We start from the raw sequence: 22401 nt of genomic DNA on the forward strand, positions 1-22401 counted from the left end.
GTTTAGGTTCATGTTATATGGGAATCGAATATATAAGACAGGTTGGAAAGGGGTATGTCATGAAAATCTGGAAGCTTTTATTTTTGATGCTGATGATCGGTGTGGTGCTTGCAGCCTGTGGCGGCAATGAGGAACCGGAAGCGGAAGATCAGGAAAGAGTGGATGAAACGATTGACGAAGAAAGGAATGATGTTGCCGAGGAGACGAATGAGCGCGCTGAAGAAGAAGTCGTTCTTATGAACAGTGAGGGCGAGGAGACCGCGACTGCTACACTGAGCGAGGGTGATTACGGAGTGAATATTGCGCTTGTCGGACAAGACCTCCCGGCCGGAACACATGGTTTCCATATTCATGAGACGGGCTCATGTGAACAGCCGGACTTTGAGTCAGCAGGCGGGCACTACAACCCGACAGACGCCAACCACGGATTTGACGATCCTGAGGGCCCCCACGCAGGAGACATGGAGAACATCGAAGTTGCTGAAGATGGCACTATAAACACGGAAGTCACGGCAGATATGGTGACGATGGAAGAAAATCAGGAGACTACGCTCTATCCGGAAGGTGGTACAGCACTCGTCATCCATTCAGGCGCTGATGACTATGAGAGCCAGCCTTCCGGTGACGCAGGGGAACGCATCGCCTGTGGTGTAATAGGAGAATAGTGGCATGGAAAGCCTGGAGAGAATGATAAGGTGAGCTTCATGAAGGTAGTGAAGTCATCCGCATTCATATCGGGTTTACAAATATAAAATAGACCAATAGAAAACTCCGGAAGCCAAAATGGTCTCCGGAGTTTTCTATTGGTCTATTCGCCGCTATTCAAGTTCCATTGATTTCTTATAGCCCTCCAAATAGGGGATTTCTGACGGAGAACCTTTATCGATGCTGTTCATCGCACGATGCCATAGTGGGTAGTATGGTTCCGGCCGGGCGACGGATTCGATCCTGTCATGCTCTTTTTGTGTCAGCCGTATATCATATGATGCGATATTCTCACGGAGCTGCTCTTCATTTCTTGCCGCAATGACCACTGGTCCCACATTCGGGCGATCCTTAATCCATGCCAGGGCAATCTGCGGCACTGTGGCATTGCGGTTTTCCGCAACTTCCTTAAGTGCGTCTATGACATCATAAAGGCGTTCATCATCCTTTACCCAGGGCTCGGGCCAGCCTTCGCCCTGACGTGTACCTGAAGGGGCTTCGTTATTGCGGTCGATTTTGCCGTTCAGCAGCCCTTCACCGAGCGGACTCCATATCATGGAGCCGACCCCGAGTTCACTTCCTGCCGGAAGCAGTTCATATTCCGCTTCCCGCGCTTCAGGCGTATAGTAGATCTGCTGGGTGATCGGTGGAATGAGCCCCCTCTGTTCTGCAATCGTATAGGTTCTGGCCAGAGCCCAGCCGCTGTAGTTCGAAACACCCCAGTAGCGTATCTTTCCGGACTTGATGAGGTCGTTCATCGTTTCAATCGTCTCCTCGACCGGTGTATGCCCGTCCCACAGATGGACAAAATAGATGTCCAAATAATCCGTACCGAGCCGTTCTAGGGTCCGGTCGATCGACGTTTCGATATTAATGCGTGAAGCGCCTCCGGCATTGGGGTCCTCTCCGAGGTCAAACCCTGTTTTGGAAGTCAGGAGCACTTTGTCCCGCCTGCCTTTGATCGCTTCACCAAGTACCCTTTCTGCATCCCCTTTAGAATAAAGGTTGGCCGTATCGAACATGTTGATGCCTGCATCGAGACATATGTCCACGTGACGTCTCGCTGCTTCTGCATCAATGTTGCCGGTAGGCTCAAACCCGTTCGTCCCACTGAAAGGGATGGTGCCGAGAATATACTTTGGCACTTTCAAACCGGAATTTCCGAGATAGATGTAATCCATGATATCCTCCTTAAAAACCTTTTGGAAGTTAAATTCCCCCTGGAGGTGAACGTAAACATGTCTATATGTCACATCCCTTTTCCATTCACCAGCCAGTTGGAAAATGAGATGAGATCCTTGAAATGATAATCTGCACCGATTTTCTTATTTTTCCTGTTAGCGATGAAGACGGTCCGAGTGCCTGCATTCCGTCCGGCCTGGATATCCGGTTCTCTGTCGCCTACCATGTAGCTCTCCCCAAGGAAAATGTTGTGCGCTTCTGCAAGCTCCAGAATCATTCCCGCTTCCGGCTTCCTGCAGACACAACCTTCATGGGGCATGTGCGGACAGTAGGCGATATCATCCACCCTGGCACCCGATGCTTCGAGAAGATCCACGAGTCTATCGTGTATTTCCCCAAGTTCATCCTCCGTCATATAGCCAAGGCCGACACCGCCCTGGTTGGTGACGATGAACACTTTCCAGCCATCCTCATTGAACTGCCTGATGGCCTGCTCCACACCTTCAAGGAGGTGGAGGTCTTCGGGGCGGTTCACGAACTTCACCCGATGATTGAGTACTTCATTGAGGACCCCATCCCGATCAAGAAAGACTGCCTTCTGCATAAGCTTCCTCCTTTCTATCCATTTTCCTGCATACTAAGATTTCCCGGATTCATACAGTTCAATCCATTCATCCACTGTCAATTTCCCGGCAAGTTCCCCAAGCAGTGCATAGGGAACCCTGTCCGGATTGGAAAATCGAATACAGCTTTTGCCCATGTTGAGCTTGGTCGTCATGTGATTCGGATATGCTTCTGTAAACCATTCGTACAGTTCATCGTCGCTATATATCCCCATATGATATACGGCAAGGTGCCTTTTTTGGGCGGCGACGCCTATAAAGGGAAGGGCGCTGTCATCCACGTGGTAGCCTTCCGGATACGTCTCCTTCGGAACAATATATGTCGGCATGCCGTGCTGCATCTCTGCTTGGAAGCCTTCGGGGAGGTTTTCACCGATGATTCTCCAGGTTTTTATAAAAGCATCCCGCCATCTGTCATCGATATTTTCGATATACGCATCAATGTCCATGCGGTCACCTTCCTCATTTTTAAGAGTGGTCATGACTCCATTTAACCACAAAGTTTAATGATTGGATGTAAAAATACCTTATTTCTGATGAATGCTGCAGAATCATAGGAGTGGACCGGCCATGCAGAGGACTTTTGCATATTCGCTGTGTAAAGACGGCCATGCTGATATAATTGCACATGAAGAGACACTACAGGAGGGATGGATATGGCACACGACCATGCACATGGATCGAACAGGAAGGTTCTGCTGGCCAGCTTCTTCATCATTACCGGCTATATGCTGGTCGAAGCAGTCGGCGGCTGGCTTACGAACAGCCTCGCCCTTCTGTCGGATGCAGGACATATGCTGAGCGATGCGATAGCATTGGGGGTTGCGGTCCTGGCCTTCAGTCTGGGACGGAGGACGGCCAACTACAGCAAAACGTACGGATATAAGCGGTTCGAAATATTGGCGGCGATCTTCAACGGCGTGACGCTCATACTCATTTCCGTCTACATCTTCTATGAGGCGTTCCAGCGCTTCATGGAACCACCCGAAGTCGCATCGGCGGGGATGCTGGTGATTGCTGCAATCGGACTGATGGTCAACATCATTGTCGCATGGATACTGATGCGTGGCGGTGATACGGAGGGGAACCTGAACATCAGGGCGGCCTTCCTCCATGTGATGGGGGACCTGCTCGGCTCGGTCGGAGCCATTGTGGCTGCGCTCCTAATCATGTTCCTCGGATGGAGTCTGGCCGACCCGCTGGCGAGTGTCATCGTGGCGGTGCTGATCATCATCAGCGGCTGGCGTGTGACGAAGGATGCCATCCACGTACTGATGGAGGGCACTCCTGTGAATATAGATGTGGACCATATCATCAGCGTCATGCATGCGGACGAGCGGATCATCGACATCCATGATCTCCATATGTGGAGCATCACAAGTGGACAAAATGCCCTGTCATGCCATGTGACAGTCGATGGCGGCATGACCATCAGGGAGAGCGGTGATCTGCTGCACGCACTGGAGCAGAGGCTTGAGGATGAGGGGATCGGTCATGTGACCATCCAGGTCGAGAGCGAAGTCCACCCACACGATGATGCATTGATGTGCCGGCTGGATGATATGGAACACGAATAAAATGCATAGGGGTGGTCGCAGTCAAGACAATAACCCGCCCCATTTGACTGAATTTTTTGATTTGTATATGATGGAGACGATGACATTGCAGTATTGATAGCCATAAGCGCTGCATCACATTCGATTCAAAACTGAAGGTTTGAAAGGGGAAGCGTAATGAGTAGAATCAATTTGGAAAATGCAAAGAAGATAATTGAGGGCGCAGAGCAGAAGGCGTCGGAAATCGGTGTACAGATGGTAATCTCCGTCATCGATGAAGGGGGCAACCTGGTTGCGGTACACCGCATGGATGATGCATGGCTCGCAAGCATCGACATTGCCCAGAACAAGGCATGGACAGCGGTGGCATTGAAGATGCCGACTTCCAATCTGGAGGAGGCGACGGTGCCGAACGCAGAGCTGTTTGGTCTGAACACGACCAATCAGGGCCGTATCGTCGTATTCGGCGGCGGCATCCCGCTTGAAGCGGACGGCAAGGTTGTCGGAGCGATCGGTGTCAGCGGCAGCAGCGTGCCGGACGATGTGAAAGTTGCTGAAGCGGGCGTCGAGGCATTCAAGGCGCTGTAGCCGGTCGTCTTTAAATTTCATAAGTGCGGAAGACCTCCCTATGGATTGGAATATCTGAAGGGAGGTTTTCTGCCCCTTATGAGGCGGTGTACATGTACAGAGATATCGATGGGAGGAATGAATATGCAGGAGGATCAAAGGTTGTCGGATGAGGAAAAACAGCAGTTGCTGAGTGTATTGAAAACGCGTTTTGAATCACATATGCATCGGCATGAGCGTCTGGATTGGAAGGATGTTGAAGCGCGTCTTGATTCCCATCCGGGGAAGCTATGGTCACTCGGGGAGATGGAGCGGACCGGCGGCGAACCGGATGCAGCAGGTGAGGCGGATGGTTTGATAGTATACTATGATTTTTCAGAGGAAAGCCCGAAGGGGAGACGGAAAGTCTGCTATGATGATGAAGCGCTCCAGGCAAGAAAGAAGAACAAACCGGAACACAGTGCAGTCGGCATGGCGGAGGAGATGGGGGTGGAACTTCTGGATGAGGCGCATTATCGGCAGCTCCAGACCATTGAAACCGTCGACAGGAAGACATCGAGCTGGATCCGGACACCTGCTGATATCAGGGGGCAGGGAGGGGCACTGTTTGGTGATTACCGTTACGGCGCGATGTTCATCTATCATAACGGTGCAGACTCCTACTACAGTGCCAGGGGATTCCGGGCCGTGCTCCATGTATGATGCGATATATGACAGATGTCATGTGTTATTGCTGACACCTGCCTCTACGTCATCTTATTGGCCTATATTAAAATAAAGTCAACGAGATTACAGGAAAGAGGTTGGTCAACATGTCAAAACAGAAACAGGCACAGCTCAGAAAAGATGTCATGCCGTTCGCGAAGTCACAGACGAAGGCGAGCATCATCCAGCTGTTCAATACGATTCTGCCATTCTTTGCACTATGGTTCCTGGCGTACCAGTCACTGAGCATTTCATTCTGGCTCAGTCTGCTGTTCAGCATCGGAGCTGCCGGATTCATGATCCGGACATTCATCATCTTCCACGACTGTGCCCACCAGTCATTCTTCAAGAGCAAGAAGTGGAATACGATATTCGGCACGATCACCGGAGTCATCACCCACTTTGCGTATGAAAAATGGAAGCGGGAACACTCGATCCACCACGCAACAAGCGGCAATCTGGACAAGCGGGGCATCGGTGACATCTGGGTCATGACGGTTGAGGAATACGAGGAGGCGGGCAAATGGGAAAGGCTCAAATATCGCCTGTACCGCAATCCGCTCATCATGTTCGGCCTCGGACCATTGTCACTGTTCCTGCTGGACAACCGCTTCAACCGCAAGGGCGCCAAGAAGAAGGAGCGCATGAACACCTATCTGATCAACGGCCTGATTGTTGCGATCTACTGCCTGATCGGCTTTACGCTCGGCTGGCATGTACTGCTGCTCGTACAGCTTCCAATCGCCTATGTGGCAGGCATGCTCGGCATCTGGCTCTTCTATGTCCAGCACCAGTTCGAAGATTCCTATTTTGAAAATGAATCCGAATGGGATTACGTAAAAGCGGCAGTGGACGGCAGCTCCTACTACAAGCTGCCCCGCTGGCTCGAATGGATGACAGGCAGCATCGGCTATCACCATGTGCACCATCTGGCGCCAAGAGTGCCCAACTATTCACTGGAAAAAGCACATGAGAGTACGCCACCCCTGCATCAGGCGACGACCATCACTCTGAAGTCGAGCCTCGAATCCATCCGCTTCCGCCTGTATGATGAGAAGAAGAAGACATTTGTGACTTTCCGCGAGATGAAGGCGCAATTGAATGAAAAGCACCAACCAAGTACAGACTAGATGAAATCCCCCTAATCAATTAGGGGGATTTATTTTTATACATTTTTCATGGGCCCATCGTTCCATAAAACTGTTACACTGGAACAAATAAGGAGAAAGGAGGCGGTCATTCATGCGCGACTGGTATCATATATTTCCGAAGAATACCGGACTCAGTCTGTACATATGGATCATATTCTGCATCCTGCCGTTCTATTTCATATTCCGCTCCAATGATTCATGGGAGATCGTCTCCGGTGTCGTCTTGACCATCCTGTTCTTTACAGTATACTGGCTGACGTTCAATACACGGGGGCCACTGATCTACATAGGTCTGAGCATTGAATTCTGCATCAATATCGCGATGACCATATTCTATGGCTATGTCTATTTTGCGCTTTTCACCGCATTCTATGTCGGAAACATAAGGAACAGGGGCGGCTTCATATCAATGTATGTCATTCATATGGTGACAACGGTAGGCGCCATCACTTTCGGATTCTTCTACAATTATACGCTGCTGCTCAGCCACCTGCCTTTTCTGATCATGACCGTCCTCGGTGTCATCCTCCTTCCAATCAGCCAGTACAACCGTCTGAAGCAGGAGGAGTTGGAAACACAGCTTGAAGATGCCAACATGAGGATTGCGGAATTTGCGATATTGGAAGAGCGCCACAGGATCGCCCGGGATCTGCATGATACGCTGGGCCAGAAGCTGTCGATGATCGGGCTGAAGAGCGAGCTGTCACAGAAGCTGATCGACAAGGACCGTGATGCTGCGAAGCGCGAGCTCGCAGATATCCAGTCGACGTCCAGACAGGCGCTGAAAGAAGTGCGGGAAATGATCAGTGATATGAAGAATGTCAATCTGGAGGGGGAAATCGAGCACGTGAAAAAACTGATGGATGCCGCCCAGATACGTTATGATATAACTGTCGAAGGGAATTTCAACAATATACCCGTGCTCGTTGAAAATGTGCTGAGCATGTGCCTGAAGGAAGCGGTCACCAATGTGGTGAAGCACAGCCAGGCGCATCTGTGTGTCATCGAGCTGATTGATACGGACAAGGATATCCTGCTCAAGGTCATGGATAACGGAGAGAGCAAGGAGACTTTCCAGTCGGGGCATGGCATCCATGGAATGCGTGAACGCCTGTCCTTCGTGAATGGGGAAATCCATATCGTCACTAACAATGGTGGTTTTGAAATCAATATTGCGGTGCCGAAAGTATTGAAAGAGATCGAGGAGGGATGAAGATGATCCGCATTGTGTTGGCCGAAGATCAGAACCTGCTGAGGGGGGCGCTTGGTGCGCTATTGGATCTTGAAGAGGATATGACTGTTGTCGGACAGGCGGCGAATGGCTCGGAAGCCCTGGACCTTGTTGCCGCGGAGTCCCCGGATATCTGCCTGATGGATATCGAGATGCCCGTGATGACCGGGCTGGATGCTGCGGAAAGTCTGAAGGATGGACCATGCAAGGTCATCATACTGACGACCTTTGCACGCCCCGGATACTTCGAACGGGCGAAGAAGGCACAGGTGAGCGGCTATCTGCTGAAGGACAGCTCCAGCGAGACACTCGCCCAGTCGATCAGGCATATTATCGGAGGCAGGCGCATCTATTCCCCCGAGCTGATAGACATTGCTTTTGAAGCTTCCAATCCTCTCACCCCGCGGGAGATGGAAATCATCCAGCTGCTGGAAGGGGGCAGGACGACGAAGGCCATCGCGAAGGAACTGCACCTGTCGAATGGAACGGTCAGAAACTATATCTCCATCATCCTGGATAAGCTGTATGTCGACAACCGCATTGAAGCCATCACAAAGGCGAGGGAAAAAGGGTGGTTGAAATAGATTCCATACCTTTCATATAGGATTTAAATATTTAACTTCAACTTCCCATGTAGGTATAATGGAGATGGAAACGTTGCGGCAGCCTGTACGTAATGCATTATACATCACAGATTGGGAGCTGATCAGATGAAATATAGTTATGTATCGCATCTCTATTGTCCAAAATGCAACAGTACTTTTGACACGAAAGCGCAGCATCAGCTGTGCACATGCGGATCACCTCTGCTTGTCGATTACGATCTGGAAGATATCAGGGAGGCCCTGACACCGGAGCAGTTGAAGCATCGGAAGGCCGACCTGTGGAGATACCACGAGCTGCTTCCTGTGGAAGACGAAAGCAATGTCGTGTCACTCGGAGAAGGCATGACGCCGCTGGTCCCCCTGTCCCGGCTGGGTAGTGACATGGCTGTGGATCATCTCTACATAAAGGATGAGGGTCTTGTGCCGACAGGCACCTTCAAAGCCCGGGGGGCCGCTGTTGGTGTATCGAAGGCAAAAGAGCTGGGCGTGGAAGAACTGGCGATGCCGACCAATGGCAACGCCGGGGCAGCCTGGGCCCTGTATGCCGCGAGGGCAGGGATGAAGTCGACGATTGTCATGCCCGAAGACGCACCGAAGATTACGCGGAATGAAGTCGCCATATCCGGGGCGGACCTCTATCTCGTCAACGGACTGATCAGCGATGCCGGGAAGATCGTCGGCAAGGCGGTAAAGGAACATGGCATGTATGACGCTTCCACCCTGAAGGAGCCGTACCGGATAGAAGGCAAGAAGACGATGGGGCTGGAAATAGCAGAACAGCTGGACTTCAAAATGCCCGATGTCATACTTTACCCTACAGGCGGCGGCGTCGGTCTGATCGGCATCCATAAGGCGCTGAAGGAACTGAAGGCGCTCGGATGGGTCGAGGGCGACCTGCCGAGGCTCGTCGCCGTACAGGCGACAGGCTGTGCGCCGATCGTCAAGGCATGGGAAGAAGGGAAAAGGGAATCCGAATTCTGGAACGACTCCGAAACCATGGCCTTCGGCATCAATGTGCCCAAAGCACTCGGTGATTTCCTGGTGCTCGATGCACTCTATGAGACGGACGGCTGTGCCATCGCAGTAGACGACGAAGTGATGCTCGAGGAACAGGGACGGCTGGCCCGTCTGGAAGGCAGCTTCGTGTGCCCGGAAGGGGCAGCCGCCTTCGCAGCCGCCCGCAGACTGAAGGAGACGGACTGGATCAAAGCGGGCGAAACGGTCGTCGTGCTGAACACCGGAGCAGGCATCAAATATCCGGATACGTTCGATATCCAGCCTGAGCGGCTGGAGAAGGAAGAGACGATCGACAGATAAGGTCGGAATAGTCGGGAACCGGTATGAATAAAAATGCGCTCCTTCCATCGTATTGATGAGGAGCGCATAAATTTATAACTACCAGAACCTGAACCACCCGAGCGTTTCGTATCCAAAGTAGAAGGATAGAAGTGCAAGGATGCTGAAAATCAGGTTCTCCACCTTGCTTCCGGTTCTGATGGTGATGGGGAAGCGGACGGTGAGGTCGAGCGGGAAGAAGAGCTTGATGCCGCTTCTTGTCGCCATATCCAGTATGTAATGGCTCACCATACCTGTCAGCAGCCCGTATTTCAGTATATCGTTTGGAAAGAACCGGTCGATGAGGAACGATACGATTACCAGAAACAGGAGGCTGTGGGTGAATGTCCGGTGGCCGAACAGCAGATTGATGATCCGTGACAGGATGGGGAACCGTCTTCCGATTCTGCTCCCACTGTGGCAGATGTCCGGCAGAAGTGCACCGACGATGCCGGCGCCTACCATGATCAGCGGATTTTCATTCGCTGCATGGGCAACAGCAAGGCTTGCTGTGATGCCACCCAATATATGTGTTTTTCCAGTCATGATGTCGCCTCCTTAATTTTGTCCGAAGTATAATTATAATATATTATATGCATTTTTTCTGTATTTTTCATGAGTTGGATGATGAATATATGCGATTGGCAGGAGATGAAGATTATAACCCGTCATAAAGGGAATGTAGAGACAAAGGAAAATGATTGGGCGATAATGGCATCTTGCCATATTCGAACTGATGGGAAACCGGGACATACCAGGAGGGATAGTCATGGGAAGACTGGATGGCAAAGTGGCAATAATCACTGGTGCAGGCAGCGGCCAGGGGGCAATGGAAGCAGAACTTTTCGCCCGGGAGGGTGCGATGGTCGTAGCGACGGATATGAATGAAGGGCATCTCAATCCGGTGGTGGACGACATCAGCCGGCAGTATCCGGAGACGGTGATCGGCTTAAAGCATGATGTATCGAAGGAAGCGGATTGGCAGCGGATTGTGGAGGAAGCCCTGGGGGCATTCGGCAAAATCGATATCCTCATCAATAATGCCGGCATTACGGGCATGACGGAATTCACCCTGAACAAGCTGACGGTGGAAGAATGGGATAAGGTCATGAATGTCAACGCACTGGGGAACTTCCTCGGCATGAAGCACACCATTCCTGCAATGAAGCGGAATGGGCAGGGGTCGGTCGTAAACATTTCCTCCCTGACCGGCATCAGCGGTCTTGGGGGACTCACTGCGTATTCCGCCTCCAAAGGTGCAATCCGCACCATGACGAAAGGGGCGGCAAGGGACTTCGGTGGAGACCACATACGTGTGAACTCCATCCATCCGGGCTATATTGAGACACCGTCTACGGATTATCTTACATCCAACACAGATATCAGGGAGGCACTGATTGCCGCTGTGCCGCTCAAGTATTTGGGCGAATCGGAAGATGTGGCGTACGCAGCACTGTTCCTGGCGTCGGATGAAGCCAAGTTCATCACTGGGGAAGAACTGATCATAGATGGTGGGCAGACGATAAAGGAATAGGAATATATCATTCATTAAGGAGAGTATCATGGACGGAACAAAAAGAGAATATATAAAACCAGGTGTCAAAGTGAAAGTGGTTCAGAAGCAGCATCAGCGGTCGGGAGAACTGACCGAAGGGGTCGTGGCGAGACTGTTGACCAACTCGGCAACACATCCCCATGGCATCAAAGTGAAGCTTGAGGACGGCACTGTCGGCAGAGTGAAGGAGATATTGGAATAGCTATGAAGAGCGCCCCATCAGCATCGATGCCGACGGGGCGCTCTTCCTATTTGGCTTCTGTTTCTGCAATGTCGACCGGTCTGGCGCGGTATACACGCAGTGCCATCACTGCCGCAATGGTGGAAACGACGAAGGCGATGAAGTAGACGAGTTCTACACCGGCCACCATGGCCAGGTCGATTGTTGCCGGATCATCCGGTGTCTCTGCGTTTGAGAGGTAGCTGGCCTGTCTTGCATTAAGAATGCTGATGAAGACCGAAACGCCTATGGCGCCAGCCATTGGCTGCAAGGTGGATATGACAGCGGTGCCGTGCGGGTAGAGCCGTTTCGGCAGCTGATTGAGCCCGTTGGTCTGGGCAGGCATCATGATGGCCGAAACCGAGATCATGAGCAACAGGAAGCCGATGACGATCATCCATACGGAACTGTCAGTGTCCAGCCGGCTCATCATGAACATGGTGCCGCTCAGTACAATTGTTGCGGGGATCATCATCGGTCTCGGACCGACCTTATCGAACAGCTGCCCCATGAAAGGGGAGAGCGCACCGTTCAGCAGACTTCCGGGAAGCAGGAGAATGCCCGCAGTGGCGGCACTCAGTGCCAGAGGCCCCTGCATGTAGATCGGCAGGATGATCTCCGAGGCGAACATGGTCATGATGATGATCAGGAACATGATGACGGCATGACGGTACATCGGGTACTTGAACACTCTGAGATCCATGATGGGCTCATCCAGGCGCAGCTGCCGGTAGGCAAACAGGAAGATGCCGGAAATTCCCAAAAGGAGGGAAAGAAGTACCACTGGACTCAGGAAGCCGGCTTCACTCTCTCCGACCGAGCTGAATCCATAGATGGTGGCGCCGAAACCGACGGTGGAAAAAACGATGGATGGAATGTCGATTTTGGGCCGGGTCACTTCCGATACATTGACCAGGAAGAAATATGCGAACACTATGGAGAATAATGAAAATGGAATGACTGTAATGAACAGAAAACGCCATCCGAGGTATTCTACAATGATGCCGGAAAGTGTCGGACCGATGGCCGGTGCGAACATGATGACGAGACCGACGATTCCCATGATCCTGCCGCGTTTATGGGGCGGGTACATCAACAGGAATACATTGAACATGATCGGCATCAGCATTCCGGTTCCGACGGCCTGTATCAGACGGCCTGTCAGAAGGATGCCGAAGGTCGGCGCGGAGGCGGCGATGGTCGTGCCAATGGTGAATATGATCATCGTGCCCAAAAAGAGCTGGCGGGTGGTGAACCATTGGATCAGCAGGGCCGAGACCGGGATGACGATCCCCATTACGAGCATGAAGCCTGTTGCCATCCATTGTACGGTCGGCAGGTTGATGTCAAATTCAACCATCAGTGTCGTCAGGGCGATATTGAGCAGTGTTTCATTCAAAATCGCAAAAAATGCCCCGATGATGAGCGAAAGCATGATCGGGAGGGTTTTGATATCGGGATTGTCCGATAGATATTCATATCGGCTGGTACTGTTTTTTTCCATATATAGGTCTCCTGTATGTATTGATGTATGAGTGCATTTGAATATATTATTATGAATGAAGGGATTACACAAGGGTTACGACTTGTGAATATCCAGAAAAAGGAGCGGGGCCCATGAGATGTGGTACGGAATGCTTCATTGTGACATTCGAAAAAGACGGTGATGTGTATACCAAGGAGGCCCGGGCGAAGTCGCAGATCGAAGCACGCAGGATGGTCAGCAGCCGATACGGGGCTGATAGCCGAATCAAAAAAATAGTGAAAAAATACAAATGAACGTTTGCAATTCATATGGCTTTAGTGTAGTATGCAAAACTATAGTATATTTCTTAAATATTCGGAAAATATTGAAGTGTACTATAAATTAAATGTATACAAAATACGGAGGCGAACTATTTAACATGTCCAAACTTTGGAATGATGTGGACGCGTACTTTACTTCCCAGCTGAATGCTGATGATGAAGTAATTACGGGAATTCTCGAAAACGAAGAAGAAAGAACCGAAGCGACGAGTGGCCAAGGAAAGTTTCTTCAGTTACTGGCGAGAATCAAAGGTGCAAAAACGGTGTTGGAAATAGGTACATTGAGTGGCTACAGTACATTATGGCTGGGTAAGGCACTGCCGGAGGATGGCAAGATGGCTACTATCGAGTCCAACCCTGAATATGCAAAGACAGCGTTCGAGCACATTAAGGCTGCTGAACTGGATGACAAGGTTGAGGTCATCGAGGCGCCGGCGGAAAATACATTGCCGAAATTGCTTGAAAGAGGGTATCCACGCTTTGATTTCATCTATATCAATGCAAATCAGCAGCATTATCCGGACTACCTTGAAGCGGCAATCAACATGGCCAAGAGCGGCTCGGTCATCGTAACGGAACGTAAGATCATGGAATCGTTTGAAGAGGAAGAGGCGAAATGCCCTAAAATGCAGCGTTTCCTGCAGATACTTACAGAACATCCCCGTGTAGATGCAACAGCAGTTCAGACAGTAGGCAGCAGAGGACATGACGGGTTCGTCATGGCAGTATTGGATTAACCGAAAAAGTATACAAATTAAAAAGCTCAGTATCAACCTACTAAAGTGGATTGATACTGAGCTTTTTATTGTCATTTCTTACCGGCGGGCGGCTGTTATGGTAGAGTATATATAAAATTGCAAAGAAGGGGATACGGTGCTGACGCGTTTCAACGCTTTCATTCAAAAGTGGATTGCGCTCCTCACGCCGCTCAGCCTCATCACAGGGGTTCTGCTCGGCGAAGTGGGGACGCACTTCCTCTTCCTGATTCCATGGTTCTTTGCCTTCATGACCTTTACCGGGGCACTGGGCATGGATTTCAAGGATTTCAAAATGGTTGTGAAGTATCCGAAAGCGATACTGCTGAGCATTCTTTTTCTGCATATCCTGATGCCCCTGTGGGGATATATGCTGGCGACGGTCCTGCTGGATGATTCCCTTCTGACCATCGGATTCACACTGGCAGTGGCGGTACCGACAGGGGTGACTTCGGTCATATGGGTGACCATCACCAGGGGCAATCTGCCACTTGCACTTTCCATCATTCTGCTGGATACACTGCTCGCTCCAATCATATTGCCACTCATACTCATAGCGGTTGCAGGTACAGCCGTCACCATCAATTCCGGGACGCTGATTATGGGACTGCTTTGGATGATTGTATTGCCGACTCTGGCCGGCATCCTGATGAACGAAGTGACACGCGGCAGGGTGAAGGATACATTGGGTGTTTCTCTGGCGCCTTTCTCAAAATTCAGCCTGCTGCTCATCATCATGATCAACGGCAGTGTCATTGCCCCCTACCTGCAGGAGTTTTCCTGGGAAATCGTCGGCATACTGTTCCTTGTTCTGTTCGTTACCTTGTCTGCGTATGCCTTTGCACTGGGTACCGGACACTACCTGCTGAAGGATCCGTCCATCGTTACGACGTTCACATACAACGTGGGTATGAGGAACATTTCGGTTGGGGTGGTCATCGCCACTGCCTATTTTCCTCCAAAAGTCGCGATGCCGGTGGTGTTCTGCATGCTTTTCCAGCAGCTGATCGCCTCCTTTGCGAGCAAAGCGATGACCCGGTATCAGGCGTATAGAAACTATTGAAGTCAGACAGTCCGCGTGGAGGACTGTCTTTAATTTTTACAAGGGTGTCTACATAAATAGTGTGAGAATGGGTATAGGAAAATATTGAAGATTTATCATTTTTATGAGGAGGCTACATATGGAGCGATTCAAAGCGCTGGTCGTCGACCAGGTGGACGAAGAAACGGTGATGGATATTAAGGAAATCGGCATGGACGATCTGTCTGACGGGGAAGTGACGATCAAAGTTGCCTATTCAAGCGTCAACTACAAAGACGGCATGGTGGCGGTAACGGGCAGCATCGCTGAAACATTCCCGCTTGTTCCGGGAATCGACCTTGCAGGCACGGTACTTTCTTCTGAAGACGAGCGTTTCAAGGAAGGGGACGAAGTGATTGCCACCAGCTACTATATCGGTACGCGTCATAGCGGCGGTTTCAGTGAAGTCGCGAGAATCCCCGCGGAATGGGTCGTCGCACTGCCGGAAGGACTGACGCTGAAGGAAGCGATGGAGCTTGGCACAGCAGGTTTTACGGCCGCATTGTGCGTCCAGAGGCTGGAAGAGAATGGACTCGAACCCGGGTCGGGCAAGGTGCTCGTCGATGGAGCGAGTGGCGGTGTCGGCAGCCTCGCCATCAATATGCTTTCCGACAAGGGCTACGACGTCGTGGCAAGTACGGGACGGACGGAAGAAGCGGAATACCTGAAATCCTTGGGCGCCGCCAAAGTCATCCACAGGGATGAAGTGACCGATACGGACGGAAAATCCACCAGGAAGAGGCAGTGGAAAGCGGCCATCGACCCGGTTGGCGGCAAAACACTGCAGTATATCCTGAGCAGCCTCGATTATGGCGGTTCAGTCGCAACGTGCGGGCTGGCCGGCGGCATCGAAGTGGAGACGACGGTACTGCCTTTCATTTCCCGGGCAATAAACTGGCTCGGCATCGATTCCGTCAAATATCCGATGGAGCGCAGGGTGAAGGTATGGGAAAGCCTTGCAGGGGACATGAAACCTTCTGCACTGGAGACCCATATCTCCCATGAAGTATCGCTCGAAGAACTGCCGGATATTTTGCGTGATATTCTTAAAGGCCGCGTCCGTGGCCGTATCATTGTCAAATTCCAATAAAAGAATCCCTTCATCCAATCTGTTTATGGATGAAGGGATTTTTTTATTTGGCGTATGCCTCTTCTTCAATTACTTTGATATGGGCATTCACTTCGTCTGCTGAGAGGTCATTTTCAATGACATACCTGTTTCTTGGATGCTTTGTGCATTCCAGGGAGCAGCCGCCAAGATGCTTCGCTTCATTTTCTTCGGAAGCGAGGATCTGGTCGTTGCACTCAGGATTTGCACAGTTGATATAACGTTCGCAGGGAGTGCCGTCGAAATGATCCCTGCCGACGACATTGTGCTCCACCTGGTTGACGGGCACGGTCAGCCTTTCGTCGAAGACATACATCATGCCGTCCCAGTTCTGCCCTTTGACCTCAGGGTCTTTGCCGTATGTTGCAATGCCGCCATGGAGCTGTCCGACATCGTCGAATCCTTCACGTTTCAGCCAGCCTGAGAACTTTTCACAGCGTATGCCGCCAGTGCAGTAGGTCAGGATGCGCTTGCCCTCAAGCATTTCGCGGTTCTCCTCGACCCATTCCGGCAGTTCACGGAACGATTCGACATCCGGACGGACGGCACCGCGGAAATGGCCGACATCATATTCATAAGTGTTTCTTGCATCCAGGACAATCGTATTTTCATCCTGCATCTGTTCATAGAAATCTTTCGGTTCCAGGTACTCGCCTGTCAGTTCGCGCGGATCGATATCATCCTCCAGGCTGAGGTTGACAAGCTCCGGCCGCGGACGTACATGCATCTTTTTGAAGGCGTGGCCTTCCGATTCGTCGATCTTGAACACGATGCTATCGAACAGGGGATGGCGCTTCATGTATTCCATATACTTTTCGGTGTCTTCCACAGTCCCGGAGACGGTACCGTTTATACCTTCATTGGCGACAAGAATGCGCCCTTTGAGATTCATTCCCTTGCACAGATCAAGGTGCTCCTCTGAGAATGCCTCGGGATCTTCAATGTCTGTGTAGTAGTAATAGAGTAAAACTTGATATTTCATTGTCTTTTCCACCTATCAATTATATTTGCAGGATATACCTGATAGCTGCATGGAATAAAAGTCCTTTCATGCAATTGTTTATTATATCAATTAAACAATACATTTGAAAGGACTTTTTACACCTGTCAAAAATTATTCAATTCAACCGGGCTACAGGCCTTCTGCACCGCCCGGACGCGGCGAGTCGGCTGCACCGTAGAGCTTGTGTCCGTTCGTCTGGTCGATCATGATTGCCTGTACATCCCCGAGGCGGGTATCCGCCGTTTCTTTTCTGAACGACTGGTCGAAGTCATAGCCCAGCTTTTCCAGTGCTTCCAGCATCTCTTTTGCCAAGCCGTCCTCCCACTGGGTTTCAAGATCACGTGTTACATAGACTCTCGGATCCTTGATTGCTTCATCCAGTGACATGTTGTAGTCTATGATGTTTATGATGGTCTGGGCTACCGAGGCGACGATCGTCTGGGCACCCGGGGAACCGAGTGTGAAGAACGGCTTCCCTTCATGGAAAAGTATCGTCGGACATTTGGAGCTTGTCGGATACTTATGGCCATTCGGCTCATTGACCTGGCCGGGCTCGGCTTCAAAGTCGGTCAGGTCGTTGTTCATGAGGAAGCCGTAGCCCGGTACCATGATGCCGGATCCAAAGATGCGTTCTATCGAGGATGTGCAGGAAACGACGTTGCCCCACTGGTCCACCGCAGTGAAGTGGGTCGTTTCCATTCCTTCATTGCCCACGTACCTATCGGTTTCAATCGTGCCGTCCCTGCCCGGCTGATATTTCCAAGGATCGCCTGCTTCATATGCTTTTGCTTCATTCTCTTCTGATATCAGCTGGAGGCGTTCTTTAATATAGTCCTCATTCAGCAGTCCATCCATCGGGAGTTCATGGAAATCTGCATCGCCGATATGGGCATTCTTGTCGGCAAGGGCCAGCTGCATCGTCTGGGCGAGCAGATGATACTTTTCAGACGAGTGCGGATCATATTGTGAAATATCGATGTTTTCGAGTATTTTCAGCTGCTGGGCCACTGCGATGCCACCGCCGCTTGGGGGAGCAGGCATTGCGATATCGAACCCTTTATAGTTGCTCCATAACGGTTCTTCGATCTTGACATGGTAGTTGATCAGATCCTGGTGGTTCATGACCCCGCCCTGGTTCTGGACAGCTTCTATGATGGCATCGGCAATCTCACCTTCATATACGGAATCGAACCCTTCGTCCCTGATGGTCTTCAAAGTTTTCGCAAGTTCAGGCTGCACGATGGTATCGCCTTCCCTGAGCGGTTTGCCACCCGGCATGAATTTCTTCCGTGCCTCTTCTCCGAGGCGATGGTCAAAAAGATCAAGTGTACGTTCCCATAGGGAATTCACACGGAAGTCCGATTCGGCCAGCTCGATGGCCGGTTCAACCAACTTTTCAAGGGGGAGGGTGGCATACTTTTCATGCAGGTGCTTGAGCCCTTTCATGATGCCCGGCACCCCGACGGAAGTGCCGTGTGTGGATCGTTTGTCGAACGGAACGACCTCCCCTTCTTCATCAAGGAAGCATTCAGGTTCAAGTCCGGCCGGTGCCCGGGAATGGGCATTGATGACTTTCGTATCCTCATTTTCCTTGTCGTAGCACACGATAAAGCCGCCTGCGCCGATGCCGGTGTTCATGCCTTCGACAACAGACAACGCGAGCTGTACTGCAATAAGTGCATCGAATGCATTGCCGCCCTGGTCCAGCATCTGGTTGCCGGCGTGGGTGGCTTCCTTTATGGCACTTGCCACCATGCCATATTTGCCGGTATCCCCTTTAATCTGATTGCCTGTATCATAATATTTTTCCTGTGCCTCAAAAATTTCTTGCAGGTTCGCCATTATCAATCTCACCTGTCCTTCTTCTGTAAATCGAGTTATAGTTTCATAACCTAAAAAGTACAATGCTAAACACAATTTTCAGCCCGAAGGATGAGGAATAAAAGGCTCGAAGAGTGGAAATCCACCATGAAAATTGGTAAAATCATATAATTGGATATCGAATGAGGAGAGGTAGATGATGGATGGACAGAAATAAAGCGCTCGTTGTTTTCTCCGGCGGACAGGATAGTACGACATGCATGTTCCATGCCATGGCAAACTATGGTGAAGTGGAACTGGTGACATTTGATTACGGACAGCGCCACAGCAAAGAGATCGAAGTGGCAAAAAACATTGCAGAGGAACAGGGGCTCAAGCATCATGTACTTGACATGTCGCTGCTCGGACAGCTGAGCCCGAACGCTTTGACCGAGCATGGGATGAATATTGTCCAGGCAGAGGACGAGACGGTGCCGAATACATTTGTGCCTGCCAGAAACATGCTCTTCCTGTCATTCGCGACCGCCCTCGGCTACCAGACAGGCGCCGGGACGATCATTACAGGTGTGTGCGAAACGGATTTCAGCGGCTATCCGGACTGTCGTGATATTTTCATCAAATCGATGAATGTCACTGCGAATCTTGCAATGGACCGGAATTTCGTCATCGAAACACCTCTGATGTGGCTGGACAAGAAACAGACATGGGCACTGGCTGATGAATATGGACAGCTCGACTATATAAGGAATAGAACATTGACGTGCTATGAGGGCGTCATTGGGGACGGGTGTGGAGAATGCCCGGCATGCAGGCTGAGAAACGCAGGGCTGCGTGCATATCTGAACGAAAAGGAGTGACAATGATGAGCTATAAGACACCCGAGCATGATTATAAATATGAACTCAACAAGGACCTGAACTTCTCTGCAGCACACTTTATTCCCGATGACCGTGCAGGCAAATGCAGCAATGTCCACGGCCATACCTACTTCGTCAATATCACGATTGCCGGTGATCGGCTTGATGATCTCGGATTCCTGGTCAACTTTTCATCGCTCAAATCCCTGATCAGCGATGCATTCGACCATACACTGCTCAACGAACACAAACGGTTCCAGGAGCGCCCGCCGACATCCGAGACGCTGGCGGAGACCATATATGAGATGGTGGCGGAATTTGTCGGCGGTCTGGATAACCGGCCGGTATGCCTGCAGGTGTATCTTCAGGAGACACCGACAAGTTACGTCATCTATCGTCCCAAGGAGAGTCGGAAGTAATGAAAGTACCAGTACTTGAAATTTTCGGTCCCACATTCCAGGGGGAAGGCGCAGTCATCGGCCAGAAGACCATGTTCGTCAGAACGGCCGGATGCGACTACAGCTGCAGCTGGTGTGATTCTGCGTTCACGTGGGATGGCAGCCAGAAGGACAAGGTCCGCATGCTGACCGCCGATGACATATTGGGCACGCTGGATGACCTTGCACCGGGCAACTACAACCATGTAACCATATCCGGAGGAAATCCGGCACTGCTCAAGAACATGCAGGAATTTGTGGAGAAGGCCAAGTCGCGCGGTATCGCACTGGCCGTGGAAACGCAGGGGACGGTATTCCAGGAGTGGCTTGCGGAGATCGATGATGTGACCATCAGCCCGAAACCGCCAAGTTCCGGCATGAATACCGACTTCGAAAAACTCGAACGCGTGATGGCCGGCCTGGACGAAGGACCCGCCCACTATAACCTCAAGGTTGTCGTCTTCGACGAGAAGGATTTTGAATATGCGGCGGATGTACACCAGAGGTATCCGGGTGTGGATTTTTACCTCCAGGTAGGGAATCCATATCTGGGTGACAATGTCGACGGACATACCTTCAAACTGCTTGAACGCTATGAGCATCTGGTCGATATGACCATGGCCGATCCACGCATGAACGATGCGAAAGTGCTGCCACAGCTGCATACGCTGCTGTGGAGCAACAAACAGGGCGTCTAAAGGCTCCAGGCAATTGACAGGAGAGGATACCTTTGAATTGTTATAATGGGCATAAGACATATTCATTGAAGGAGGCAGGATTATGGAAATTGAAATCTGGTCGGATATCGGATGTCCATTCTGCTATATAGGCAAGCACAACTTTGAAGCGGGACTTGACCGGTTCGAGTCAAAAGATAAGGTGAGTGTCATCCATAAGAGTTTCCGTCTTGATCCGGCGGCATCCACAGAACCGGATGGAAGCATGGCTGAACTGCTGGCCAAAAAGTACGGGAAGAGCCTGGAAGAAGCAAGGCAGATGAACCGGCAGGTCAGTGGGGCGGCAGAGGCTGCCGGACTCGAATTCAATCTGGATGCGGTCATACCGTCCAACACGATGGATGCCCACCGTTTGGTCAAGGTGGCAGAAGCGGAAGGAAAAGATGGCGAAGCACTGGAGCACCTGTACCATGCATACTTCACAGAGGGCAGGAATGTCGCCAGGACAGAGGTGATTCTGGACATTGCACAGGCCATAGGAATGGACAGGATAGCAGTGGAGGAGATGCTCGGTTCGAATGATTACAAGGAATCGGTCATTTCAGATCAGAATGAAGCCAATCGGCTGGGCGCCCAGGGCGTGCCATTCTTTGTCATCAACCGCAAATATGGTGTATCCGGTGCACAGCCTCCGGAAGCCTTCCTCGAAGCGGTCGAAAAAGCTTACGAGGAGGAAAAGCCGCTCGTCGATCTGGGTGGAGACGACGGTGCCTCCTGTGGCAGGGATGGCTGTGAGTAGGGAGAATTCAATATAGAGGTCCCTTAGCTACCCTCTATAAAAAACTAGGACACATGAAAGACCATGTGGCCGGAGAAGCTGCATGGTCTTTCATGTATGAAAAGGAGCAGGAATGATGAGTGAAGAAAACACACAGGATCTGAGTCTTCTGGGCAACCAGAATGTAAAATATGATTTTGATTACAATCCGGATGTCCTTGAGACATTCGACAACAAATATCCGGGACGGGACTACTTCGTCAAGTTCAACTGTCCGGAGTTCACTACACTATGCCCGATAACAGGGCAGCCCGATTTTGCAACGCTGTATATCAGCTACATCCCGGACGTCAAAATGGTTGAAAGCAAAGCGTTGAAGCTCTATCTTTTCAGCTATAGAAACCACGGTGGATTCCATGAGAGCAGCGTCAATATGATCATGGATGATCTGGTCAGACTGATGGATCCGAAGTATATCGAAATATGGGGCAAGTTTACACCGCGTGGCGGCATATCCATCGACCCTTACTGCAACTATGGCCGCCCGGGGACGAAGTATGAAGAGATGGCGGACTATCGCATGATGAATCATGATATGTATCCCGAAAAAGTGGACAATAGGTAATTGGTGGAAAAAGAAAAG

Annotated in this window: 26 protein-coding genes; 19 read left to right on the forward strand and 7 right to left on the reverse strand. The window is 50.9% G+C overall.

From position 1 onward, the window contains the following. Positions 1–59: 59 nt before the first annotated feature. A complete protein-coding gene (locus tag RQP18_RS01550; protein WP_342388413.1) occupies positions 60–665 on the forward strand; it encodes a superoxide dismutase family protein in 606 nt (201 codons plus the stop codon). Positions 666–818: 153 nt separating this feature from the next. Here RQP18_RS01550 and RQP18_RS01555 read toward each other — a convergent pair whose 3' ends face one another. From RQP18_RS01555 to RQP18_RS01565, 3 genes are all read right to left on the reverse strand, one after another. Next, a complete protein-coding gene (locus RQP18_RS01555; RefSeq protein WP_342388414.1) occupies positions 819–1886 on the reverse strand; it encodes an aldo/keto reductase in 1068 nt (355 codons plus the stop codon). A 68-nt stretch (positions 1887–1954) separates the two neighbouring features. Next, positions 1955–2491: a D-glycero-alpha-D-manno-heptose-1,7-bisphosphate 7-phosphatase gene (locus tag RQP18_RS01560; RefSeq protein ID WP_342388415.1), complete on the reverse strand. Its 537-nt coding sequence runs from the start codon at positions 2489–2491 to the stop codon at positions 1955–1957. Between the two features lie 33 nt (positions 2492–2524). Next, positions 2525–2992, reverse strand: coding sequence for a DUF1801 domain-containing protein (locus RQP18_RS01565; RefSeq protein WP_373446103.1), 468 nt, complete (start codon positions 2990–2992; stop codon positions 2525–2527). 168 nt (positions 2993–3160) lie between these two features. Between RQP18_RS01565 and RQP18_RS01570 the strand changes: the two genes are divergently transcribed. The 7 genes from RQP18_RS01570 to RQP18_RS01600 all read left to right on the forward strand — a co-directional run bounded on the left by RQP18_RS01570 (position 3161) and on the right by RQP18_RS01600 (position 9642). Continuing rightward, entirely contained in the window at positions 3161–4087 is a 927-nt protein-coding gene (locus RQP18_RS01570; protein WP_342388417.1) for a cation diffusion facilitator family transporter, read from the forward strand. A gap of 156 nt (positions 4088–4243) precedes the next feature. Next, complete coding sequence (locus RQP18_RS01575) at positions 4244–4654, forward strand: GlcG/HbpS family heme-binding protein (protein ID WP_031547150.1); 411 nt, start codon at positions 4244–4246, stop codon at positions 4652–4654. A 117-nt stretch (positions 4655–4771) separates the two neighbouring features. Then, the gene (locus tag RQP18_RS01580; protein ID WP_031547151.1) at positions 4772–5335 is read left to right on the forward strand and encodes a DUF4256 domain-containing protein; all 564 of its coding nucleotides are present in this window, start codon (positions 4772–4774) and stop codon (positions 5333–5335) included. 110 nt (positions 5336–5445) lie between these two features. Further along, positions 5446–6468 carry a fatty acid desaturase gene (locus RQP18_RS01585; RefSeq protein WP_031547153.1) on the forward strand — a complete coding sequence of 341 codons (1023 nt, stop codon included), beginning with the start codon at positions 5446–5448 and terminating at the stop codon, positions 6466–6468. 112 nt (positions 6469–6580) lie between these two features. Beyond that, positions 6581–7702, forward strand: coding sequence for a sensor histidine kinase (locus tag RQP18_RS01590; protein WP_342388418.1), 1122 nt, complete (start codon positions 6581–6583; stop codon positions 7700–7702). 2 nt (positions 7703–7704) lie between these two features. Beyond that, positions 7705–8304, forward strand: a complete 600-nt coding sequence (locus tag RQP18_RS01595; protein ID WP_342388419.1) for a response regulator transcription factor — start codon at positions 7705–7707, stop codon at positions 8302–8304. Between the two features lie 126 nt (positions 8305–8430). Next, the gene (locus tag RQP18_RS01600; protein WP_342388420.1) at positions 8431–9642 is read left to right on the forward strand and encodes a threonine synthase; all 1212 of its coding nucleotides are present in this window, start codon (positions 8431–8433) and stop codon (positions 9640–9642) included. Positions 9643–9720: 78 nt separating this feature from the next. Here the strand turns inward: RQP18_RS01600 and RQP18_RS01605 are convergent, their stop codons facing one another. Next, positions 9721–10206: a metal-dependent hydrolase gene (locus tag RQP18_RS01605; protein ID WP_342388421.1), complete on the reverse strand. Its 486-nt coding sequence runs from the start codon at positions 10204–10206 to the stop codon at positions 9721–9723. A 223-nt stretch (positions 10207–10429) separates the two neighbouring features. Here RQP18_RS01605 and RQP18_RS01610 point away from each other — a divergent pair, with 223 nt between their 5' ends. Then, positions 10430–11194 (forward strand): SDR family NAD(P)-dependent oxidoreductase, encoded by a 765-nt coding sequence (locus RQP18_RS01610; RefSeq protein WP_342388422.1) that lies wholly within the window; start codon positions 10430–10432, stop codon positions 11192–11194. Between the two features lie 28 nt (positions 11195–11222). Then, positions 11223–11417, forward strand: coding sequence for a YwbE family protein (locus RQP18_RS01615; RefSeq protein WP_342388423.1), 195 nt, complete (start codon positions 11223–11225; stop codon positions 11415–11417). A 46-nt stretch (positions 11418–11463) separates the two neighbouring features. Here RQP18_RS01615 and RQP18_RS01620 read toward each other — a convergent pair whose 3' ends face one another. Further along, positions 11464–12939, reverse strand: a complete 1476-nt coding sequence (locus RQP18_RS01620; RefSeq protein ID WP_342388424.1) for an MDR family MFS transporter — start codon at positions 12937–12939, stop codon at positions 11464–11466. Positions 12940–13052: 113 nt separating this feature from the next. Between RQP18_RS01620 and RQP18_RS01625 the strand changes: the two genes are divergently transcribed. From RQP18_RS01625 to RQP18_RS01640, 4 genes are all read left to right on the forward strand, one after another. After that, positions 13053–13214: a hypothetical protein gene (locus RQP18_RS01625; RefSeq protein ID WP_342388425.1), complete on the forward strand. Its 162-nt coding sequence runs from the start codon at positions 13053–13055 to the stop codon at positions 13212–13214. Positions 13215–13339: 125 nt separating this feature from the next. Further along, on the forward strand, positions 13340–13978 hold the full coding sequence (locus tag RQP18_RS01630) for an O-methyltransferase (RefSeq protein WP_342388426.1): 639 nt from the start codon (positions 13340–13342) through the stop codon (positions 13976–13978). Between the two features lie 136 nt (positions 13979–14114). Then, positions 14115–15059 (forward strand): bile acid:sodium symporter family protein, encoded by a 945-nt coding sequence (locus RQP18_RS01635; RefSeq protein ID WP_342388427.1) that lies wholly within the window; start codon positions 14115–14117, stop codon positions 15057–15059. Positions 15060–15177: 118 nt separating this feature from the next. After that, positions 15178–16167, forward strand: a complete 990-nt coding sequence (locus tag RQP18_RS01640; protein ID WP_342388428.1) for an acryloyl-CoA reductase — start codon at positions 15178–15180, stop codon at positions 16165–16167. A 43-nt stretch (positions 16168–16210) separates the two neighbouring features. On the opposite strand, the gene RQP18_RS01645 is transcribed toward RQP18_RS01640, so the two are convergent. Next, complete coding sequence (locus RQP18_RS01645) at positions 16211–17167, reverse strand: rhodanese-related sulfurtransferase (RefSeq protein WP_342388429.1); 957 nt, start codon at positions 17165–17167, stop codon at positions 16211–16213. Positions 17168–17317: 150 nt separating this feature from the next. Next, complete coding sequence (gene ggt, locus RQP18_RS01650; protein WP_342388430.1) at positions 17318–19030, reverse strand: gamma-glutamyltransferase; 1713 nt, start codon at positions 19028–19030, stop codon at positions 17318–17320. 182 nt (positions 19031–19212) lie between these two features. Here ggt and queC point away from each other — a divergent pair, with 182 nt between their 5' ends. From queC to queF, 5 genes are all read left to right on the forward strand, one after another. Next, positions 19213–19866, forward strand: a complete 654-nt coding sequence (queC, locus tag RQP18_RS01655; protein WP_342388431.1) for a 7-cyano-7-deazaguanine synthase QueC — start codon at positions 19213–19215, stop codon at positions 19864–19866. After that, positions 19863–20285: a 6-carboxytetrahydropterin synthase QueD gene (queD, locus tag RQP18_RS01660; RefSeq protein WP_373446104.1), complete on the forward strand. Its 423-nt coding sequence runs from the start codon at positions 19863–19865 to the stop codon at positions 20283–20285. The genes queC and queD overlap by 4 nt, the downstream gene beginning before the upstream one ends. After that, a complete protein-coding gene (gene queE, locus RQP18_RS01665) occupies positions 20285–21001 on the forward strand; it encodes a 7-carboxy-7-deazaguanine synthase QueE (RefSeq protein WP_342388433.1) in 717 nt (238 codons plus the stop codon). Before queD ends, queE begins: the two co-directional genes overlap by 1 nt. Positions 21002–21083: 82 nt before the next feature. Continuing rightward, positions 21084–21779, forward strand: coding sequence for a DsbA family oxidoreductase (locus RQP18_RS01670; protein WP_342388434.1), 696 nt, complete (start codon positions 21084–21086; stop codon positions 21777–21779). 115 nt (positions 21780–21894) lie between these two features. After that, positions 21895–22383 (forward strand): preQ(1) synthase, encoded by a 489-nt coding sequence (queF, locus tag RQP18_RS01675; protein ID WP_342388435.1) that lies wholly within the window; start codon positions 21895–21897, stop codon positions 22381–22383. The last annotated feature ends 18 nt before the right edge of the window (positions 22384–22401 follow it).

It is taken from the genome of Salinicoccus sp. Bachu38 (assembly GCF_038561955.2).
Lineage (GTDB): Bacteria > Bacillota > Bacilli > Staphylococcales > Salinicoccaceae > Salinicoccus > Salinicoccus bachuensis.

What these genes read in the sequence shown, in the direction of transcription:
- RQP18_RS01625 (WP_342388425.1), top strand. Translation starts at nt 13,053, where the DNA reads ATGAGATGTGGTACGGAATGCTTCATTGTGACATTCGAAAAAGACGGT.
- RQP18_RS01620 (WP_342388424.1), bottom strand. Translation starts at nt 12,939, where the DNA reads ATGGAAAAAAACAGTACCAGCCGATATGAATATCTATCGGACAATCCC.
- RQP18_RS01595 (WP_342388419.1), top strand. Translation starts at nt 7,705, where the DNA reads ATGATCCGCATTGTGTTGGCCGAAGATCAGAACCTGCTGAGGGGGGCG.
- RQP18_RS01580 (WP_031547151.1), top strand. Translation starts at nt 4,772, where the DNA reads ATGAATATGCAGGAGGATCAAAGGTTGTCGGATGAGGAAAAACAGCAG.
- RQP18_RS01630 (WP_342388426.1), top strand. Translation starts at nt 13,340, where the DNA reads ATGTCCAAACTTTGGAATGATGTGGACGCGTACTTTACTTCCCAGCTG.
- RQP18_RS01560 (WP_342388415.1), bottom strand. Translation starts at nt 2,491, where the DNA reads ATGCAGAAGGCAGTCTTTCTTGATCGGGATGGGGTCCTCAATGAAGTA.
- RQP18_RS01615 (WP_342388423.1), top strand. Translation starts at nt 11,223, where the DNA reads ATGGACGGAACAAAAAGAGAATATATAAAACCAGGTGTCAAAGTGAAA.
- RQP18_RS01590 (WP_342388418.1), top strand. Translation starts at nt 6,581, where the DNA reads ATGCGCGACTGGTATCATATATTTCCGAAGAATACCGGACTCAGTCTG.
- RQP18_RS01570 (WP_342388417.1), top strand. Translation starts at nt 3,161, where the DNA reads ATGGATATGGCACACGACCATGCACATGGATCGAACAGGAAGGTTCTG.
- queC (WP_342388431.1), top strand. Translation starts at nt 19,213, where the DNA reads ATGGACAGAAATAAAGCGCTCGTTGTTTTCTCCGGCGGACAGGATAGT.
- queF (WP_342388435.1), top strand. Translation starts at nt 21,895, where the DNA reads ATGAGTGAAGAAAACACACAGGATCTGAGTCTTCTGGGCAACCAGAAT.
- RQP18_RS01585 (WP_031547153.1), top strand. Translation starts at nt 5,446, where the DNA reads ATGTCAAAACAGAAACAGGCACAGCTCAGAAAAGATGTCATGCCGTTC.
- RQP18_RS01555 (WP_342388414.1), bottom strand. Translation starts at nt 1,886, where the DNA reads ATGGATTACATCTATCTCGGAAATTCCGGTTTGAAAGTGCCAAAGTAT.
- RQP18_RS01605 (WP_342388421.1), bottom strand. Translation starts at nt 10,206, where the DNA reads ATGACTGGAAAAACACATATATTGGGTGGCATCACAGCAAGCCTTGCT.
- RQP18_RS01610 (WP_342388422.1), top strand. Translation starts at nt 10,430, where the DNA reads ATGGGAAGACTGGATGGCAAAGTGGCAATAATCACTGGTGCAGGCAGC.
- RQP18_RS01640 (WP_342388428.1), top strand. Translation starts at nt 15,178, where the DNA reads ATGGAGCGATTCAAAGCGCTGGTCGTCGACCAGGTGGACGAAGAAACG.
- RQP18_RS01550 (WP_342388413.1), top strand. Translation starts at nt 60, where the DNA reads ATGAAAATCTGGAAGCTTTTATTTTTGATGCTGATGATCGGTGTGGTG.
- RQP18_RS01670 (WP_342388434.1), top strand. Translation starts at nt 21,084, where the DNA reads ATGGAAATTGAAATCTGGTCGGATATCGGATGTCCATTCTGCTATATA.
- RQP18_RS01565 (WP_373446103.1), bottom strand. Translation starts at nt 2,992, where the DNA reads ATGACCACTCTTAAAAATGAGGAAGGTGACCGCATGGACATTGATGCG.
- RQP18_RS01575 (WP_031547150.1), top strand. Translation starts at nt 4,244, where the DNA reads ATGAGTAGAATCAATTTGGAAAATGCAAAGAAGATAATTGAGGGCGCA.
- queE (WP_342388433.1), top strand. Translation starts at nt 20,285, where the DNA reads ATGAAAGTACCAGTACTTGAAATTTTCGGTCCCACATTCCAGGGGGAA.
- RQP18_RS01600 (WP_342388420.1), top strand. Translation starts at nt 8,431, where the DNA reads ATGAAATATAGTTATGTATCGCATCTCTATTGTCCAAAATGCAACAGT.
- RQP18_RS01645 (WP_342388429.1), bottom strand. Translation starts at nt 17,167, where the DNA reads ATGAAATATCAAGTTTTACTCTATTACTACTACACAGACATTGAAGAT.
- ggt (WP_342388430.1), bottom strand. Translation starts at nt 19,030, where the DNA reads ATGGCGAACCTGCAAGAAATTTTTGAGGCACAGGAAAAATATTATGAT.